This is a genomic window from Archaeoglobus sp. UBA230 (assembly GCA_002507545.1).
In the GTDB taxonomy this organism is placed as follows: domain Archaea; phylum Halobacteriota; class Archaeoglobi; order Archaeoglobales; family Archaeoglobaceae; genus Archaeoglobus.
Genome location: DAVR01000004.1, coordinates 74602 through 91714 on the forward strand (window position 1 = coordinate 74602; position 17113 = coordinate 91714).

General features: G+C 42.9%; 18 protein-coding genes. 2 read left to right on the forward strand and 16 right to left on the reverse strand.

Going from position 1 to position 17113, the window contains the following annotated elements:
• Positions 1–26: 26 nt before the first annotated feature.
• The 4 genes from BP688_RS01620 to BP688_RS01635 all read right to left on the reverse strand — a co-directional run bounded on the left by BP688_RS01620 (position 27) and on the right by BP688_RS01635 (position 3362).
• Positions 27–503, reverse strand: coding sequence for a chemotaxis protein CheW (locus tag BP688_RS01620; protein ID WP_290595936.1), 477 nt, complete (start codon positions 501–503; stop codon positions 27–29).
• Positions 500–1888 carry a methyl-accepting chemotaxis protein gene (locus BP688_RS01625; RefSeq protein WP_290623203.1) on the reverse strand — a complete coding sequence of 463 codons (1389 nt, stop codon included), beginning with the start codon at positions 1886–1888 and terminating at the stop codon, positions 500–502. The genes BP688_RS01620 and BP688_RS01625 overlap by 4 nt, the downstream gene beginning before the upstream one ends.
• Before the next feature lie 92 nt (positions 1889–1980).
• Entirely contained in the window at positions 1981–2982 is a 1002-nt protein-coding gene (locus BP688_RS01630) for a PAS domain-containing sensor histidine kinase (protein ID WP_290597590.1), read from the reverse strand.
• Between the two features lie 89 nt (positions 2983–3071).
• On the reverse strand, positions 3072–3362 hold the full coding sequence (locus BP688_RS01635; protein WP_290624478.1) for a winged helix-turn-helix domain-containing protein: 291 nt from the start codon (positions 3360–3362) through the stop codon (positions 3072–3074).
• A gap of 131 nt (positions 3363–3493) precedes the next feature.
• On the opposite strand from BP688_RS01635, the gene BP688_RS01640 reads away from it, so the two are divergent.
• Together BP688_RS01640 and BP688_RS01645 are read left to right on the forward strand one after the other, a co-directional pair.
• A complete protein-coding gene (locus tag BP688_RS01640; RefSeq protein ID WP_290597588.1) occupies positions 3494–3688 on the forward strand; it encodes a hypothetical protein in 195 nt (64 codons plus the stop codon).
• The gene (locus tag BP688_RS01645; RefSeq protein ID WP_290597587.1) at positions 3685–4095 is read left to right on the forward strand and encodes a PIN domain-containing protein; all 411 of its coding nucleotides are present in this window, start codon (positions 3685–3687) and stop codon (positions 4093–4095) included. The genes BP688_RS01640 and BP688_RS01645 overlap by 4 nt, the downstream gene beginning before the upstream one ends.
• A gap of 96 nt (positions 4096–4191) precedes the next feature.
• Here the strand turns inward: BP688_RS01645 and BP688_RS01650 are convergent, their stop codons facing one another.
• The 12 genes from BP688_RS01650 to flaJ form a co-directional block, all read right to left on the reverse strand.
• Entirely contained in the window at positions 4192–4995 is an 804-nt protein-coding gene (locus BP688_RS01650) for a CheR family methyltransferase (RefSeq protein WP_290597586.1), read from the reverse strand.
• The gene (locus BP688_RS01655; RefSeq protein ID WP_290624480.1) at positions 4986–5444 is read right to left on the reverse strand and encodes a chemotaxis protein CheD; all 459 of its coding nucleotides are present in this window, start codon (positions 5442–5444) and stop codon (positions 4986–4988) included. Before BP688_RS01655 ends, BP688_RS01650 begins: the two co-directional genes overlap by 10 nt.
• A gap of 11 nt (positions 5445–5455) precedes the next feature.
• A complete protein-coding gene (locus tag BP688_RS01660; RefSeq protein WP_290597584.1) occupies positions 5456–6073 on the reverse strand; it encodes a chemotaxis protein CheC in 618 nt (205 codons plus the stop codon).
• Entirely contained in the window at positions 6057–8012 is a 1956-nt protein-coding gene (locus BP688_RS01665; RefSeq protein WP_290623206.1) for a chemotaxis protein CheA, read from the reverse strand. The genes BP688_RS01660 and BP688_RS01665 overlap by 17 nt, the downstream gene beginning before the upstream one ends.
• Complete coding sequence (locus BP688_RS01670) at positions 8002–9051, reverse strand: protein-glutamate methylesterase/protein-glutamine glutaminase (protein ID WP_290597582.1); 1050 nt, start codon at positions 9049–9051, stop codon at positions 8002–8004. Before BP688_RS01670 ends, BP688_RS01665 begins: the two co-directional genes overlap by 11 nt.
• Positions 9052–9053: 2 nt before the next feature.
• On the reverse strand, positions 9054–9419 hold the full coding sequence (locus BP688_RS01675; protein WP_290597581.1) for a response regulator: 366 nt from the start codon (positions 9417–9419) through the stop codon (positions 9054–9056).
• 5 nt (positions 9420–9424) lie between these two features.
• Complete coding sequence (locus BP688_RS01680; RefSeq protein ID WP_290623208.1) at positions 9425–10231, reverse strand: CheF family chemotaxis protein; 807 nt, start codon at positions 10229–10231, stop codon at positions 9425–9427.
• 9 nt (positions 10232–10240) lie between these two features.
• Entirely contained in the window at positions 10241–10720 is a 480-nt protein-coding gene (locus tag BP688_RS01685; RefSeq protein ID WP_290597579.1) for a chemotaxis protein CheW, read from the reverse strand.
• 28 nt (positions 10721–10748) lie between these two features.
• Entirely contained in the window at positions 10749–13982 is a 3234-nt protein-coding gene (locus tag BP688_RS01690; RefSeq protein ID WP_290623210.1) for a methyl-accepting chemotaxis protein, read from the reverse strand.
• A gap of 158 nt (positions 13983–14140) precedes the next feature.
• The gene (locus BP688_RS01695) at positions 14141–14707 is read right to left on the reverse strand and encodes a histidine kinase dimerization/phospho-acceptor domain-containing protein (protein ID WP_290597253.1); all 567 of its coding nucleotides are present in this window, start codon (positions 14705–14707) and stop codon (positions 14141–14143) included.
• A gap of 98 nt (positions 14708–14805) precedes the next feature.
• A complete protein-coding gene (locus BP688_RS01700) occupies positions 14806–15438 on the reverse strand; it encodes a hypothetical protein (protein WP_290597252.1) in 633 nt (210 codons plus the stop codon).
• Between the two features lie 12 nt (positions 15439–15450).
• A complete protein-coding gene (gene flaJ, locus BP688_RS01705) occupies positions 15451–17103 on the reverse strand; it encodes an archaellar assembly protein FlaJ (RefSeq protein WP_290597251.1) in 1653 nt (550 codons plus the stop codon).
• Between the last annotated feature and the right edge of the window lie 10 nt (positions 17104–17113).

Sequence of the window (17113 nt, forward strand, 5' to 3'; positions counted from 1 at the left end):
TGATCTGAAATCCGTAATAAAAAATACTAACCAGTCACTGGTAGCTCTTCCTCACTCAGCACCTTACCCAAATCAATCAGGATTAGCAGTCCATCTGGTAGTTTCCCAACACCTCTGAGGAATTTCGATTCCGTTCTTGATGTGATAATCTCTGGAAGTCCATCTATGTTTTCCTTCGAAAGATATTTCACCTCCGTCACAGTATCAACCATCATGCCTATTGTGCTCCCGCTGTGCTCAAACACTATTATTCGCGTGTCGTTGTCTATGGGCTTTGGCTCCATTCCGAAGCGCTTTCTCAGGTTGATTATGGTCGTTATCTGCCCTCTCAGGTTTATGACCCCCTCTATGAAGTCTGGAGCGTTTGGTATGGCTGTTATCTCCTCAACCCTGATTATCTCCTTGACCTGAGATGTTTCAACTCCGTATCTCTCGTTGCCGAGGTTGAAGATTACTAACTGGAGTGTCGAGTTTGCTTCCACATTCATAACTCTCTCACTCATATTTTAAAGCTGTCCTCAATTATCTTAAGTGTCTGCTCCGCTGAACTCGCGGTCTGCTCCACACTTGCAGTGATTTCTTGGACTGCTGCGGTCTGCTCTTCAATTGCTGCAGAGGTTTCCTCTGCTGATGCTGCAGACTCTTCGGCAGTTGAAGCTACCTCATCAATGTTCCTTGCTATCTGTTCAACCCTCGCATATCCCTCATCAGCCTGCTTGACGATTACTGCCAACCTGTCCCCAATTTCCCTGACCATCTTTCCAATTTCGGCACTTCTCTCCAGAGCTGAGAGCACTTCCTTAGAGCCAGTCTCAGACTGTTCGTAGGCACGCTGTGTAGCGTCAGTAACCTTTTGAGTTTCGGAGAGAACCATCTTCACGATCTCGTTTATCTCCTCAGTGCTCTTCCTGCTCTCCTCTGCAAGCTTTCTCACCTCATCGGCAACAACGGCAAACCCTCTGCCGTGCTCTCCTGCTCTTGCAGCCTCTATAGCCGCATTCAAAGCGAGGAGGTTGGTTTGGTCTGCGATGGTCTTTATCTTCTCCGAAACTTTGTCTATATTCTTTACTGCAGCATCCAGCTCTTTCACAATCTCAGCCACGGCATTCATCTCCCTGATTATCTCTTCCATACTATTCTGTGCACGCCTCCCTTCCTCCTCAGCAAGTTCCGCATTTTCAACAGCTTTTTTCGCAAACTCTGCAGATATCTTTGCCTCATCCGTAAGCTTCTTGATATTCTCCACCACGTTCTTCGCTTCAGCAGCAGTATCATTCGCTATTCTTGAAAGATTTGCAGCCCCTTGAGCCATCTGCTGCGATGCTGCACTTATCTGCTCCATTCCTGCGTTTATCTGGTCTACCGCTTCCTTGATCTGTTTCATTCCAGTTGAGTTCTCCTCTCCAATGCGTCTCATTTCAATGATGAAGTTTCGCATGCTCTCTCTCAGTTCGACGAGTGCGTCTCTGAAAGCTGCAAACTCTCCTTCCATCTTCACGTCTTTTCTGACTTCTCTCGTGAAGTCACCTTTAGCGTAGCTCTTCACGACCTCTATCCCCTCTCTTATGGGTAGCACAATCGCATCCGTCAGGCTGTTTATGTTTTCCACGAGCTTTGCATACTCTCCATAGGCAGCAACGCTTGCCTTGACATTCAGATTCCCTTTTGCAGCCTCACCACTAACCCTCAGAATCTCCGCAAACAGTGACCTCATGTCATCAATGAAGGAGTTAAATTCCTCGAACGTCGCTGCAATGTCTCCGCTATACTTCTCTGCTGGAAGTTTTACACTGAAATCTCCTCTCTTAAGTCTTGAAATCGCTCCAGCCAGCTCCCTAAACACCCCTTCTTCAATCCCTACCTCCGATGGCTCAACCACGCTGCTCATAGATAACTGTCATTGAGCCATCAGTATATCTTTTTCGTTTAATAATATAATTCTTATGAAAAATATCGGGGAAAAATTCGAAAAGGATAATTTCACAACTGCATGTCTTTGAAAAGTACTCTACCGTTACTCTGTAGTTTCCACGAATCAATAGCAGGGAATTTTAAAACAAATACTGCTCCGTTCTCACTCTTTTCAGTCCATATCTCTCCATTGTAGCTCTCAACTATCTTCCTCACGATGTAAAGTCCAAGTCCACTGCCCGCTCCTGTTGTAAATCCTTTATCGAAAATCTTGCCGATAATTTCTTCTGAAATACCCCTTCCATTGTCTTCCAACCTTACCACAACGTTTTTGCCATCCTCTGAAATGCAAACTCTAATCTCACTGGCATTTCCATGCTTTAAAGCATTTCCGAAAAGATTTTCGAAAACACTGTAAATACCTTCATTCGCCAGAATCCTTGCGTCCCCTTCAACTTTCACAGACAGATTGAAGCTTTTAGCAACCTCTTCAACAACCTTTTTTATGCTGTAAGACTTTTTAGCCTCGTTTGCGGACGACTCAAGCTCTTTCATTTTTCTGATAAGTGAGATTCCGCTATGAACGCTTTCTTTTATCTTCTCAACTATTTTTGGATTGTATTCTTCCTCAAGAAGTTCCGCAAAAAGATGAATCCTTGTCAAAGTGTTCGAAATATCGTGTCTCAATGTGCTGTTCAGGAACTTCAGGTATTCAACAAGAGAGTCGCTTTTTCTTTGAACTTCAATTCTGTCACTCACGTCAATGCAGAGGATAATACAGTAAGGTTCACTATTTATTTCAACATATATGCCCCTCATTTCCATCCACACGAACTGTTCATCCTCCGTTATAGCTCTTACAAGCAATGTATTGTTCATCTTTTCTCTGAAAATTCTGTGAATCCAGTTATAGGCTTTGTTTCTGTCTTCAGGGTGAATATACTCAAAAAAATTTTCTTTTTTACCCTCTTCAGATGTTTTGTTAGAGTAGACGATCTCACCCTTCGAATTTACTACGGACACGAGTGCAGGAATTTTCTCTATCACCTCTTTTGGATCAACCAGCAACATTGTTGGGGTTGGCATCCCAAATCACATAAAACCCTTTTCCTCTCATTTGAAATTCTTTTTTGAGATACTGTTCCTGTATACTCAGAGCTTCAGCCCTCCTCCACATCCTGAAGTTCATTTAATACTTCCAATAGAATACGCAGTATCCGATCACCCTTCGGTGTCAGAGCATAGTTATTATTTTCTTTTTCGATGATATTGTAGCTGGCCAAAGATTTCAGCAATTTGCTAAGGACGCTCGGACTGAGCCTCGACTCGAACATCAGCTCACTGAAACCAGCCGGAGTTTTACGTAAGATTACAAGAATCTTAAGCGAACCGGGATGGGTTACCGTTTTATACACATCCATCTTTCCATTGAGTTCACTCACCCCCATCATTTCGATCATCTCTGCTTGTCGTACTAATTTGTATTTACTACAAAGGTCATAAATTTTACTTTGATGCATTTCGAAAAGTAATTCGTTATGTATAAACAAAAACATTTAAAAAATCCGGAGAATAAATTGACATGAACAAGGAAAGAAAGGATGTGATAATCTCCTTCAGGATTCCTGAATACCTTAAATCAGAAATGGACAAGATAAACATTAATTGGAGTGAGTATCTGAGGAAAAAAATAGAGGAAAAGCTTAGGCTTGAAGAAATGAGGGCTATTTTGTCAGAAATCGAGGCTTTAAAAATTCGTCCTGGAGGTAAAACATGATAGTTGATGCATCCGCTGTCGTTGAAATTTTGTTTGGTAGTGATATTTATCAGAATATCATGGAAAAAGTGACAAGCGGAGAAATTAGACTCAGAACATCTGAAGCTGTCAAATTCGAAGTATGTGATAGTCTCATCAAAAAAGAGGACATGGGCTCTGAAATTCTTCAAGAATTGTTGCCACTCACCCTCAGATTTCTGGATCACATAACGACAAAAATGAATTCTGATCAGCTTTCAAAAGCTGTCGAACTTTCCAAAGCACTGAACTTAAATTTTTCATCTGCGACTTGCGTTATTCTTGCTCTCTCATTGGGAGATGTTTACGTAACGGCCGACAGGTCTATATCAAACAAACTGAAAAAAGAGGGGTATCCAGTTTTGCACCTTGATGAATTAATTTTTTAGTTTAGCTTTTTTTACTCTGGACGTCTGCATAATTTTTGGAAATTGAGAGATATGGCAAGTTTTGCATTATATGGTAGTATAACAAAAAATATCAATTCAAATTTTTTTATAAATTTTCTCTCTTAAATTCACGCACTCGAATTTATCCTTAAATCCAGCGGGAAGAGTTTCACTTTTACCTATTATCAAGTATCCTCCTTCAACAAGGGCGTTGTAAAAGTCATTGACAACCTTTGCCTTTTGCTGCTCACTGAAATAGATCATCACGTTTCGACAGAAAACTACATCCAGATACTTTGACACCGGACCTTCTGTTGTTAAATCGTGTTTTTTGAATCTGATATGCTTCTTCAGAAAATTCTTTACCCGATATCCATCTCCTTCTTTATCAAAGTACTTGTTGATAAGCATCTTGCTCAGATTTTTAAGCTGAACAGGTCTGTAAAACCCACCCCTCGCCATCTCAAGACAAGTATCATCAATGTCTGTGGCGTAGATGGAGATAAGCCACTTCTCCCCCAGAACTTCAAGAGCACATATAGCTATACTATATGGTTCTTCACCACACGAACATCCAGCACTCCAGAAACGAACTATGTTGCTCTTAACCCTCTTTTTTCTGCTTGCTATCTCTGGCAGTATATTCTTCATTAAGAACTCAAAGGGTGTTTTGTCCCTCATAAACTCCGTGACGTTTATCGTTATTGTATTCACAAGCTTTTGAATCTCTCCATCTCCATCGTTCCTAAGTATCTTGAGATACTCTCCATAATCTCTTAAGCCGAGCATCCTCATCCTTAACTCGATTCGTCTTCTGAGGTATCCCTCTCTGTATTTTGTTAGGTCTATCCCTGATTCTCTGCTCACAAGATCAATCAGACTTTTGAAAGCTAAATCCACAGTTCACCACCTCTGCTATATCTAACCAGCATCCTCCCATCGCTCGTAAAAAAATAGACGGTTCTGCCCTGATCCCCTCCTATATCTTTTGAAACCAGCCGTATCCCAAAGTCATCCAGTATCGAACTGATAGCCTCCACATTTCTGTCGCCAATCCTCAACATGTCCATTGTCATGTGTTTGAATAGCTGCGCTCCTCCGGCCATCTTCGCAATCACTCTGTCTCTTTTTCCTCCAAGCCTCTCCATAGCTTCAATCATCATCTCAACAGCATGATCAGCATACTTTGCACTTCTTTTGGTTCCATTGGATTGAGGGAGCATTACATGGGCAAGCCCCCCTACCTTCACTGCTGGATCATAGAGGGCAATACCTATACAAGAACCAAGCCCTACAGTTTTCAGCACCGCCCCCTTAGCCACCCTGAATTCACCGATGCCCACTAACATCTCATTTCGCATCATTCCACCATTCCGAGGAGTTGAAAGATGTATTCCACGAATTTCTCATTTGGAAATAGCATCACGAGAATTTCAATCTCATTCTCGCTGTCTTCAAGCTTCGTTTCAAAAACCACGACATAGTCACTTTTCTCAGCAAGCTGGGAAACTATTGCATCTATGACAGCAATTGCGATATCTTTTGCGAAACTCGGTGGAGTTGGAATCAGAATTTTTTCCAGCATCTCAGCCGTAGCATCGCAGAAAGCTGATGAAAGAATATTTCCTATCTCCATCAGTGTTGAGTCAACCATCTCCTCATCGCTCGTATCTCCAAGAAGAGCCTCCGCAAGCTTGAGCGAAGATTGCTCTGGAAAGTTGATGTATAGAAATCCCGCCTGCCCATCTTCGACATCATCAAGGGCTGTAACAACCCCTGCAACTATCTTGTCCACATCAATCACGTTGTGAAGTTCCTGAACTTTAACCACTTTGACCACTGGCACAGACATTTCAATGATTCTGCCGAGCATTTGTGAGAGGGACGTTGCAGCTTTCCCAACACCTATATTTCCCAGCTCCCTAAGGGCGTCAAGTTCTATTTCGCTCAAATTCTCAATACTATGCAAGCCTATCACCTCCTAACAAACTCGAAATATCAATAATGGGCACAACCTTCCCATCTCCAAGAATTGTCACACCACTAAACCCTCTAACCTTGGCTAAATGCCCTGTTAGAGGCTTAATTACTATCTCCTGCTGTTCAGCAATTGTATCTGCTATTAAGGCATACTTCTCCCCCTCCTTCTCAACAATTATTCCAACTTCTCTCTCTGGCTTCCCGTTCATAATATTGAAAAGTTCTCTTAGCTTGAATGCCGGAACGAGCTTTCCACGAACGATTAAAAATGGATTTCCATGGATTACCTTCCAGTTGTCCTCTGTAACATAAAGAGCTTCAACGACACTTGAAATTGGTATGGCATACGTCTCGTATCCGACCTTAACGAGCAACGATTTAATTATAGCAACCGTTGGTGGCAGGTGTATCCTTATTCTCGTTCCTACTCCCTTCTTTGAGCTTATCCTCACACTTCCTCCCAGTCTTTCAACTGTTGTTTTGACTACATCCATCCCAACCCCTCTTCCCGAAATTTCCGTAGCCTCATCCTTTGTCGAGAATCCTGGAGCGAATATCAGCATCTTGAGTTCATCCTCGCTCATCGAATCTGCCTCAGTTTGAGTTACTATACCTCTTTCTATTGCTTTCTGCTTGATCTTCTCCACATCCAAGCCCTTTCCGTCATCTTCAAGCTCAATTATAATATTGTTCTTCTCTCTCCAAGCAGCAAGCCTTATTCTTCCAGTTTCGCTCTTTCCTGCTGCAACTCTTTCTTCAGGAGTTTCTATGCCATGATCAACTGCATTTCTCACAAGATGAACGAGTGGGTCACTGATTTCATCGAGAACTGTTCTGTCAAGCTCTGTGTCAAGACCTTCCATCACAAACTCAACCTTCTTGCCGAGCTTCCTTGCCAAGTCTCTAACCATCCTCGGGAATTTGTTGAAAACTCTCTCAACCTTCACCATTCTTATCTGCATTATCTCGTCCTGAAGGCTCGTGATGGATTTATCCATAATAGATACGGCCTCTTTTAGTTCAGGAATGTCGTATTCACTTGCGATTTGCAAAAGTCTTCCCTTGCTTATGACAAGCTCACCAACGAGGTTCATTATGGTATCAAGCTGAGCTATGTTCACTCTTATGCTCTCCAACTTCCTATCTTTCTTCTTTCTAATTCTGTTATCCTCTTTTTTACTCCCTTCTTCGCTCTCTTCCTCCCTTCTTTCTTCAACATTCTCGACCTCACTTATCCTGATCTTAGTTTCATCCTTTCTATCTTCAATCGTAGAGACTTCGAATCTATCAATTTCGGCTATTCGGCTCATAGTTTCTTCAATGCTCTTTACATCAGAAGTTTTGAGGTACACAGCAAAATGTCCGTCAAAATCCTCACTTTCCATGTCATCTTCATGCGGGATTACTCCAACAACCTCTGAAATTTCACTTAAAGTTTCGATAACTAAGGCTGCTCTTACGCCTTTCATCACGCAATCCTGAGTGAGATAAACGTCAACTCTGACATTCGCATCCTTCACATCTTCATTCTTAATTTCAACTATACTCTCCTCATCCTTAGCTTGAACAAAATCGCTTAGAGAGGAAATAATGTCAAAAATGTCAACATCATCGCTGTCCTCATCCTCGATCTTGTCAATCATCTCTTCAACGGCATCAACAGCTTTGAGCATTACATCAACCAGTTCGCTGGTAACCTCAAGCTCTCCCTCCCTCACCTTCCCCATCGCACTCTCAAGCTTATGGCAGAGATTTTCGAGGTTCTTGTAGCCCATAAATCCTGCCATGCCTTTGATTGTATGTGCTACTCTGAAAATTTCGTTTATTGCTTCATTGTCGCCTCTCTCAAGTTTAATGAAGTTCTGATTCATTACATCAAGATACTCCCTCGCTTCTTGAATGAACTCCTGCTTGTACTCCTCCATATCACCGTTCATTCAGCTTCACCTCCAGAAATCTCACAATTTCCTCAGCTATCTCAAAAACGGGCTTAACTGATGTTACTCCACCAAGCTCAATTGCCGCCTTTGGCATACCGAAAACGACGCATGTGTCTTCGCTGCTCGCTATCGTAAGTCCACCAAAGTCTTTGATCCTCTTCATTCCATATGCTCCATCCTCTCCCATTCCTGTTAGAATTGCTCCTACGACATTACCACCATAGGATTCAACAACCGACTCGGCTGTAACATCTACGGATGGCTTTACAGCGTTGACAGGCATGCCATCGACAATTTTGATTCTAACAACATCTGCTGCTCTTCTAACTTTCATGTGATATCCACCGGGAGCTATGTAAACTATGCCATCCTTCACTCTCTCATTGTTTTCGGCCTCCTTAACCTCGACCTCAGAAATGGAGTTAAGTCTCTCCGCAAGTTGCTGAGTGAACCCAGGAGGCATGTGTTGAATGACGAAGACCGGTGCTGGAATGTCTGCAGGCAGCCTGGGGATTATCATTTCCAAGGCTGAAGGTCCGCCAGTGGACGAGCCTATTAAAACGCAGACATCCTTTGTCTTTGCCCCCCAACTACCTCTCACGACATCAAGCTTCAGCTTCTTGAGATTTTGAATCCGCATGAGGTTTGGAGATGTCCCTGCAACTATCTTGACTTTGGTCACGAGTTCTTTTTCAATAGACGAAAGGTCGACGAGTGAACCACTTGGCTTTGTAATGAAATCAACGGCACCGAGTTTCAACGCTTCGAGCGTCTCTCTTGCTCCCTCAGTTGTAAGAGTGCTGAGCATTATGACTGGTGTGGGTTTCCTTTCCATTATCATTTTCAAGGCTGTAAGTCCATCCATCACTGGCATCATTATGTCTAAGGTTATAACATCAGGATTCAGCTTCAAAGTTTTCTCAACAGCTTCCTTTCCGTTCTTTGCGGTACCAACTACCTCTATCCCTGCTTTGGTCAATATATCGCTGACTGCCATCCTGACCAAAGCCGAGTCATCAACTACAAGAACCCTCATGGTTAGTTCAATCCAGCAACCTTCTTGAGTTCCTCAATCACCTTCGGAGCCTGAAATGGCTTTACTATGTATCCTCTCGCCCCAAGTTTGATTGCCGCCTTCACCATCTGTTCTTGTCCTACAGCGGTGCACATCACAACCTTCGCATTAGGATCCATCTTCTTTATCTCCTTTAGTGCCTCAATGCCGTTCATTTCTGGCATCACAATGTCCATGGTTACTATGTCCGGCTTAAGCTGTTTGTAAAGCTCAACTGCCTGCTTTCCATTCTCAGCCTCACCCACTATATCAAAACCTCCCGAAAACAAGATGTTCCTCAAAAGCTTCCTCATAAATGCCGTATCATCCACAATCAAAACCTTCGGCATACCCATCACCCCGCGGCCTTTTTCATAATGTCATTCACAAGAGCCACACCCCTTGGTGTGAGCTCAATCTCCTTCCTTATTTTCACAACTCTCGCCAAACCCATATTGACGAGCTTGTCATACAACTCGTTCAGCTCCTCAGTAGTGATACCCAAGATAGACTCGACTCCAACAGAGTCAACTCCTGTGTAGACCATTGTCAGAATTTGCTCTTCGAGTTCTGACAACTTATCCTTGGGCTTCTGGCTCTCAATAATGTTCTGGATGTAGTTCTCCAGCATCTCAAGGGTTGTTTCTGGACAAAGAACAAAGCTCGTTATGACCTCTCCGTTCTCAACATGCGTTAGAACCAGCACGACCCTCTGCTTTTTTCCTACAGTCCTTACGTCCTTCCCGACAGAGCCCAGATTCTGGATAGCGATTCTGATCTGCTTTGAAGGTGAGAGAAACCACAGAGCCTCGTCAGTGATGCTCAGATATCCCTTATCCCACTTGGTATCCTTGACAACTACACCACCACGGGTGGCTGGGGAAAGAAAGTATACTGCAAACCTATCCGATTTTAGGTTGAAAGCCAGATATCTGAAAATCTGATCCTGTTTTTTCCCGAAGTTGATGTAATAATTTTGGTTATCTTTCTTTATTCTGACAACTGTTTTCCCCTCGTAAGTAAGTTTCTCTAAGTCCTGTATCTCTTTGAAGGGAACCGTCAAGCCTGCAAAGGATATTGCATTCTCAGTTATTACCGCCTCGCCCCCTCTCCACCCGCCATCAAAGTACTCTACTGGCAGTTTCAGGACTTTGTTGCTCATAACCTACCACTATCCCCTGAATCTCTCCACCTCGTCCTCACTCAAAACCTTATTCAGATCTATCATTATCAGCAGCCCATCAGGAAGCTTCCCCACTCCTTTGAGGAACTTTGCCTCCTCCCTGGCGGTTATTATACTCGGCAAATCCTCGATGTCTGCTGTAGAAAGATACTTGACTTCATTAACTGTATCCACCATCATCCCAATTACAGCATTATCGAACTCTACCACGATAATTCTTGTATTGTTGTCAATCGGCTTTGACTCCATTCCGAAGCGCTTTCGGAGGTTGATGATTGTTGTGATTTGCCCTCTGAGATTGATCACACCTTCAACATAATCTGGAGCGTTGGGGATTCTGGTTATCTGAGAGGGACGAATGATCTCCCTCACCTGAGATATATCCACACCGTATCTCTCATCTCCAAGATTGAACACTATTACCTGAACCGTATCACCTCCCCTTATCTGAACGGACTCGCCCTGCATGGTGTATCACCTCATAAAAAGGGGAAAATTATTTTCCATCAACTCTATCTCCACCATTCGCCATTGTCTCTGCATAGCTCTCCGACACATCCACCCCTTCAGAGTCAAACACCTTAAAGTTCTCCAAGATTATCTGAAGTGTTTCTGTTGCGATTTTGTTCATCCTCTCCATTACCATGCTGACCTGCTGCACCGCTGCCGTCTGCTCCTCTATTGCAGCAGAAGTTTCTTCGCTGCTTGCAGCGTTCTCTTCTGCTGTAGATGCGACCTCTTCGAAGTTTCTCGCCAGTTGCTCTATCTTGCCGAATCCTACCTCAACGCTTTCTGCAACCTGTTTCAGCATCTCATTTATCCTGTTAACAGATTCGGCTATTTCCCCAGCCCTGGCTAAGGCATTCTCTATACCCTCACTTCCCTGCAGACTACTCTCCTTAACTTTTCTCGTAGCCTCTATAACCTTCTTCGTCTCCTCTTGGACATTCCTGACTATTTCATCTATCTCCTCAGTGCTCTTCCTGCTCTCCTCTGCAAGCTTTCTCACCTCATCGGCAACAACGGCAAACCCTCTGCCGTGCTCTCCTGCTCTTGCAGCCTCTATAGCCGCATTCAAAGCGAGGAGGTTGGTTTGGTCTGCGATAGACTTTATTCTTTCCGTGACTTTTCCTATGTTCCTTACCGTGACTTCTAAGGTTTCCACAACCTTTGCAGCATTCTCTACTTCTTCAACAATAGTTTTCATTATTTCAAGGGCCTTTGCCCCCTCTTTCCTTGCCATCGTCGCGTTTTCTGCTGCCTCAGAAGCGAAGTTTGCAGATTCTTCGGATTTAACACTGAGTTCTTTGAAAATTTGCTCAGCTGCCTTCAACTCTGCAGTTGACGCGTTAGCCAACCTCGAAAGGTTTTCACTTCCCGTGGCGATTTGCTGGGAGGCTGAGCTAATCTGCTGCATTCCTGCATTCATCTGATTTACAGCTTCATGAGCCTCTCTCACTTGGTTGGCAGTTTCCTTCATATCCTCAGCGAGACTTCTTATAATTTCATTTAGCCTCTCTGTGAATTCGTTGAAGATGTCGAAGGTCTCCCCGAATTCGTCATCCTTTATCTTCTCAAGTCTGACACTTAGATTGCCAGCCTGCAGTTCTCTAATCCCATTGCTGAGCATGTTGAGGCATTTATCGGTGTAGGCAAGCATTTCTTCGATTTCTTTCTCTTTCTCTTTTATCTCCGTCAAATCAACTACGTACTCAACACAACCTGTGACTTTGCCGCTATCATCTACAAGCGGTGTTCCAACGTACATTATTGGTATCTCTTTTCCTCCGGGTCGTGCGATAGTCTCTGCACTTATCGCCTCCTTCTCCGACATCGCTCTTGCACAAGCACATTTTTCGGTTCTGCAGTTTTCAGTTCTGAAGAGGTCGTAACATTTTCTACCGATAATTTGATCCTTTGCTATACCAAGAACTTCCTCTGCTGCACGATTTGCAGTAAGGATTGTAAACTCGGGGTCTATTTTTATGACAGGTGCACCAACTCCATCTAACACCTCTTGAACTTCTTTTTCTTTCTTCTTGACCTCAGTAAGGTCTTCAATAGTCTCAACAACTCCAAGGATTTTGCCCTTTTCATCATATACTGGTGCTGCTGTAGCCCTTACATAGCTCCTCTTTCCAACTTTTGGCAGTTCTATCCATGTTTCAACAACAAAAGCTCCTTCGAGGCTCGGGTGCTTTTTGACAATGTCGTAGTATCTGTGTGCATCTTCTGGATTGTCGAGGACTATATCTGCGAGTACTGGTCTTTGAGAGTCGTAGAAGGGATACCAAGTATTTGTAGTCCCCACAAGCTCTTCTGCTTTAACACCCGTGAGCTCTTCAGCGGCCTTATTCCAGTGCGTTATTCTATGCTCAATATCCACAACAAAAGTCGGTACTGGTATTTTGTCCATCACCTCTGCCATCTCTCTTTCTTTCCTCTTGATCTCGCTTATATCCTTCAGGAACACGATAGCCCCTTCAAGTTTACCGTCAACCCATCTCGGAGAGACATTAACGAGAACAGGAATAGTACTGCCATCTGCAACTCTAATCGTTGCTTCAACATCCATCACAGCCTCTCCAGCCTCCATGGCTTCAATGGTTGCCCTGCAAACCTGACAGTCATCGTCAAGTGCAAACAGGTCTTTAGCCCGCTTCCTAACTGCATAATCTGCCGTGTAACCCGTCAGCTTTTCAGCCTGTCTGCTCCATTTAATTATACGACGATCTCTGTCAATAACATAGAATGCATCTGGAATACCCTTCATGATTGACTCGATTTCCGCAACAGTACTCTTGAGCTCATCCTCCTTTCTCTTCATATCGCTGATGTCGTAGAATACTTCAATGTATCCGGCAAACTCCCCGTTAACATACACCGGATAAACAGACACAGAAGCGATGAATGCTTCACCACTCTTTGGAATGAGCTTTAACTCAATGTTCTCGACCTTCTCTCTGTTCTTTATCGCTCTTACAAGCTCTCTGGCCCTTTCGACGTAATCCTCATGAGCGACCGCAACGTCTGCTGGTTTGAATCCAACAAGCTCATCGGCGCTCTCGAAACCTGCCAGCTTTGCAGCGTTGTTGTTCGCGTACTTTATGACGCCACTCTCATCAACAAACAGCACGTATGTTGGCAAGTTCTTGAACACTTCCTTTACAAGCTCGTATGCTCTCTTTACCTCCTCTTCTTTCTTTTTCTGCTCCGTTATGTCTATGAAAAAGTCTATCATCCCGGCGAACTCTCCGTCAACGTATACCGGTGCGCATGATGTCAGTATTGGCATTGATTTACCGGTTTTGACTTCCAGGAACCCCTCTTTTCCTTCAATTTTCATTTTGTTCTCGAATGCCAGCTCTACGAATGTTTTTCCACCTGCAGCAAGATTTTTTGCAATCTCAGACGGTCTTTTACCCACTAAATCCGCTACGTCTCCTCCGTAGACTTCGGCAGCATACTCATTTATGTGCTCTATAACTCCCTGCCTGTTTAAGAACAGAACAAAGGCTGGTTTTGGAATCTGCCTTATAAGCTCATTTATGAACTTCTTCATCCTTTCCAGTTCCATTTCCTTCTCTGTCAGCTGTTCCTTCAACATCTCAATTTTTTCTCTTTCTTCCTTGCAATCACTCTTTGCTGCTTTTTCCACGAGAGCCTTTAGCTTCACTACTGACTCATCATTTCCTAACACCGACAAAAGTTGATTTAGCTCTTCATTCATTCATTACCACCGATAGTGCTTGTCGAAAATAAAAAATAAAATTTTCTCTATAAAGTAAAATTCCTAATTAGAAAATTCAAAAGTGAAATTAGATTTTGAAAAATGTTTTCTTGAAAAATTTTATTTATGCTATAAGTTTAACGAGTCTACACCAACGATTAGGAAAGTATCTTCTCATAAGCTCTTTTTGTTGAAATTTCAGCATCTCCGAGGTCATCAAGAACTTTTTTCATTTTTTCAGCACTCTCTCGTATCATTTTAATCCCCTTACCTAATCCAATTTCATTTTCAAGCTCTGTAACACCAAGAATTACTGCCAAGGGATTTCTCAGACGATCTGCAAGAAATTGAAAGTACTCCAAATTCGCCTCAAGTCTTTTTACCATACCCTCCACTGCTTTTCTGTTTTCAAAGTGCTCAATTGCCCTTGAAAGCACTACGGTCATATCCTTCAAAATTTGAACGATCTCTTCATAGTTTTCTGTAAGAAATAAATATACTGCAGAATTCTCACAAATTGGTATGGTTAGAAGATATTTGTGATTAAAATTTTTACATGAGCACTCTTTAACATTTACAAAACCAAATCTCTTTGGTTGATAGTTGAGATACTTGCAACTCATGACATCCTCATCCATGCGGTAGTATTCTCCAGTTTTGTCTGAGATTACAACAGCCGTACAGAGTTCGTTGTCAAAAACAATGTCTGCAAAGAACTTTATCATTTCTTCTCTACTGTTGTATATCCATATGTAGCTCGAAAAGGTAAATGCGGTGAATAACATTTCATTCAGTTTTTTCAGATAATCTAATTCAGAACACACTATCTCACGCTCGGCAAAGCTTTTAACCTTTGAATTGCTTCCTGTAGCTCTCTCTCAAGCTCCTCAGCAGAGAACTTCTGCCCCTTGAGGTCTCTCAAAAGGTCAATTTCCTCCTCCTCCTTCACCTCAACTTCCTTTGCAAGGCTTGAAATCAGGTCATCTTCTTCGTCGAACTCGATCTCCTCCTCTTCCTCATACTCCTCCTCTACATCCTCGTTTTCCTCTAAGTGCTCATCAGTGAGGCTGATTTCACCCTCAAAGTCCATATCGAGGTCTGAATTCAGCTCAGGTAGGTCTGGAACATCAGGAAGCTGCGTGTCTTCAGAAATTTCTGAATTGGCTGTTATTTTGCTGGCTGTTTCCATCTCTTCGAGAAGATTCTCATCAAGTTGAACAGTTTTTGTCACATCATCTAATGGAGTTGCCTTCTCACTCTCTTTTTTGCTTACACCAGCAGAGACAACTTCATCCAGTTTCTCATCAATTTCTCTTAGCTTCTCCTCCACCTCCTTCTTTTTCAAAAACTTGGGTAGTTTAAACACACCCAACTCAATCTTTCCAACCCTTTCATGGATGTAGGGAAGGGCCAAGACGATTGCCGCAAAGACAACACCAATTACCATCTCAATCATCCTATCACCTCCTCATGTTTCTACAAATGATGGGAGTGTAAACGCCCACTTCACAACAGGTGGAACTACAAGCATGAGTACTCCTGACAGGATTAGGAAGATTGAACCGTAGAAAAGATACATGTATCTCCCCCCACCCCTAACCACATTTGCTGCGAGCATGTTGGCAATTGTTAGGGACAAAATAATCCAGAGAGAATACTGATCAAGAAACTCGACGGGAATTTTTGAAAATATCCCTATGTTCAAACCCTGCAAACCTCCCGGAACTTTGCTAAAAACCTCTCCTGTGCTAACACCTCCAAGTTGTGTCGCGAACAGATTGGATATATAGTCTGAGAACACTGTAAGAATCTGAGTTATGAAAAGGATTAAAGCGACCATGGCTATGTGTAATGGAATTATTAAGTTTACAAATCCTGAAGAGATAAGGTCTCTTTTAAGCCTTAGTAGAACCATTTCCAGATTTGATGAGGACACGATCTCCCCCACAACGTCAGCATCCCCACCGAGGTCTATGGCATCTACAAATATTGCAGTTAGCTTGTTTATAAGGTAGCTCCCACTCTCTCCCGTGAATTTCTCCCATGAAATCTTAGGATCAAGACCCATAGATAGTCTCCGGTATAGTTGCAAAACAAGGTCCTTAAGTTCTCCAAGATTTTTTTGGTCAATTCTGCTTAGAGCATCGGAAATAGATACACCAGCTCCTGCTTTTATTGCTCCAAGACTTCTGATGAATGAAGTAAATGCCTCATCCCTCATACTAATCTTTTTGTCATCTATCCTGCCGATAATCCCAATAGGTAACATTACAATCCCGGCAATCAAAAACCCAAGTCCTTTCAAATCAATCCCAGGAGGAATTATCCCTAACCCCTCACCTTTAGTCTGCATGCTTAGAAAGCTTGGTATAAGGGTAAGAATGACAATGGAGATCAGTGCTAGTGGAATAAGAAGGGGGGATAGTCGTGAAATTACCTTCTGTTCTTTCGATTTAATTTTGCTGTCATGAACTTTTCTATCTTTCGGCACTGCTTTGAAAAGCATGAAAACCCCGAACATGGCAATTGCAAAATTCCCCATCGCCGAGACGATCAATGTTGATGATGGATCACCTGAACTGTATATGACAACTGAAAGCAGAATTACAACAGAAATCAGAGATGCTGAGACGAGCAGAGATGCGTAGGCATCACTCCACTTTCTCAGACTCTCGAGGTTTCTTTCATACTCGTCTTTTCTTACAGTCTTGAAGGTTCTCCATTCTCTCTCCAGAAACTCGTTATCGGGTTCCCCAGCAGCAATTGCATTTGCCATTCTGTTAAATAGTCTCCTCAGCCTCTCATGCTTTATTTTCTCAGCAACAAGTTCGCACGCTGTTGCATAATCATAATGCCATTTCTGCGTCAAGTCCTTGACCTTCCTGAAGTATCTGCTTGGAGAGTACTCCTCTTTCTCAGAAATCATCTCAAATATCTTGTCTCTACTCAGATTTGCTGTCGAGAGGGAAGCCATGTAGGTTAGGGTGAAGAGCAAGTCATTATCCATCAGAAGGTCTCTTCCCGAACTTCTGAAAATTTCCAGTATTCTGCTCAACCCTGGCAGTTTTCCGAACTTTGTGCTGAAAGAAGTTTTTGAAACTCTGACCGTGCCGAAGCCCATTTTAACCCAC

Bases quoted from the DNA above. Each gene is read 5' to 3' on its own strand.
- BP688_RS01635 (WP_290624478.1), bottom strand. From the start codon at position 3,362: ATGATGGGGGTGAGTGAACTCAATGGAAAGATGGATGTGTATAAAACG.
- BP688_RS01645 (WP_290597587.1), top strand. From the start codon at position 3,685: ATGATAGTTGATGCATCCGCTGTCGTTGAAATTTTGTTTGGTAGTGAT.
- BP688_RS01640 (WP_290597588.1), top strand. From the start codon at position 3,494: ATGAACAAGGAAAGAAAGGATGTGATAATCTCCTTCAGGATTCCTGAA.
- BP688_RS01655 (WP_290624480.1), bottom strand. From the start codon at position 5,444: ATGTTAGTGGGCATCGGTGAATTCAGGGTGGCTAAGGGGGCGGTGCTG.
- flaJ (WP_290597251.1), bottom strand. From the start codon at position 17,103: ATGGGCTTCGGCACGGTCAGAGTTTCAAAAACTTCTTTCAGCACAAAG.
- BP688_RS01625 (WP_290623203.1), bottom strand. From the start codon at position 1,888: ATGAGCAGCGTGGTTGAGCCATCGGAGGTAGGGATTGAAGAAGGGGTG.
- BP688_RS01685 (WP_290597579.1), bottom strand. From the start codon at position 10,720: ATGCAGGGCGAGTCCGTTCAGATAAGGGGAGGTGATACGGTTCAGGTA.
- BP688_RS01620 (WP_290595936.1), bottom strand. From the start codon at position 503: ATGAGTGAGAGAGTTATGAATGTGGAAGCAAACTCGACACTCCAGTTA.
- BP688_RS01630 (WP_290597590.1), bottom strand. From the start codon at position 2,982: ATGTTGCTGGTTGATCCAAAAGAGGTGATAGAGAAAATTCCTGCACTC.
- BP688_RS01675 (WP_290597581.1), bottom strand. From the start codon at position 9,419: ATGCCGAAGGTTTTGATTGTGGATGATACGGCATTTATGAGGAAGCTT.
- BP688_RS01670 (WP_290597582.1), bottom strand. From the start codon at position 9,051: ATGAGGGTTCTTGTAGTTGATGACTCGGCTTTGGTCAGGATGGCAGTC.
- BP688_RS01695 (WP_290597253.1), bottom strand. From the start codon at position 14,707: ATGATAAAGTTCTTTGCAGACATTGTTTTTGACAACGAACTCTGTACG.
- BP688_RS01680 (WP_290623208.1), bottom strand. From the start codon at position 10,231: ATGAGCAACAAAGTCCTGAAACTGCCAGTAGAGTACTTTGATGGCGGG.
- BP688_RS01665 (WP_290623206.1), bottom strand. From the start codon at position 8,012: ATGAACGGTGATATGGAGGAGTACAAGCAGGAGTTCATTCAAGAAGCG.
- BP688_RS01700 (WP_290597252.1), bottom strand. From the start codon at position 15,438: ATGATTGAGATGGTAATTGGTGTTGTCTTTGCGGCAATCGTCTTGGCC.
- BP688_RS01690 (WP_290623210.1), bottom strand. From the start codon at position 13,982: ATGAATGAAGAGCTAAATCAACTTTTGTCGGTGTTAGGAAATGATGAG.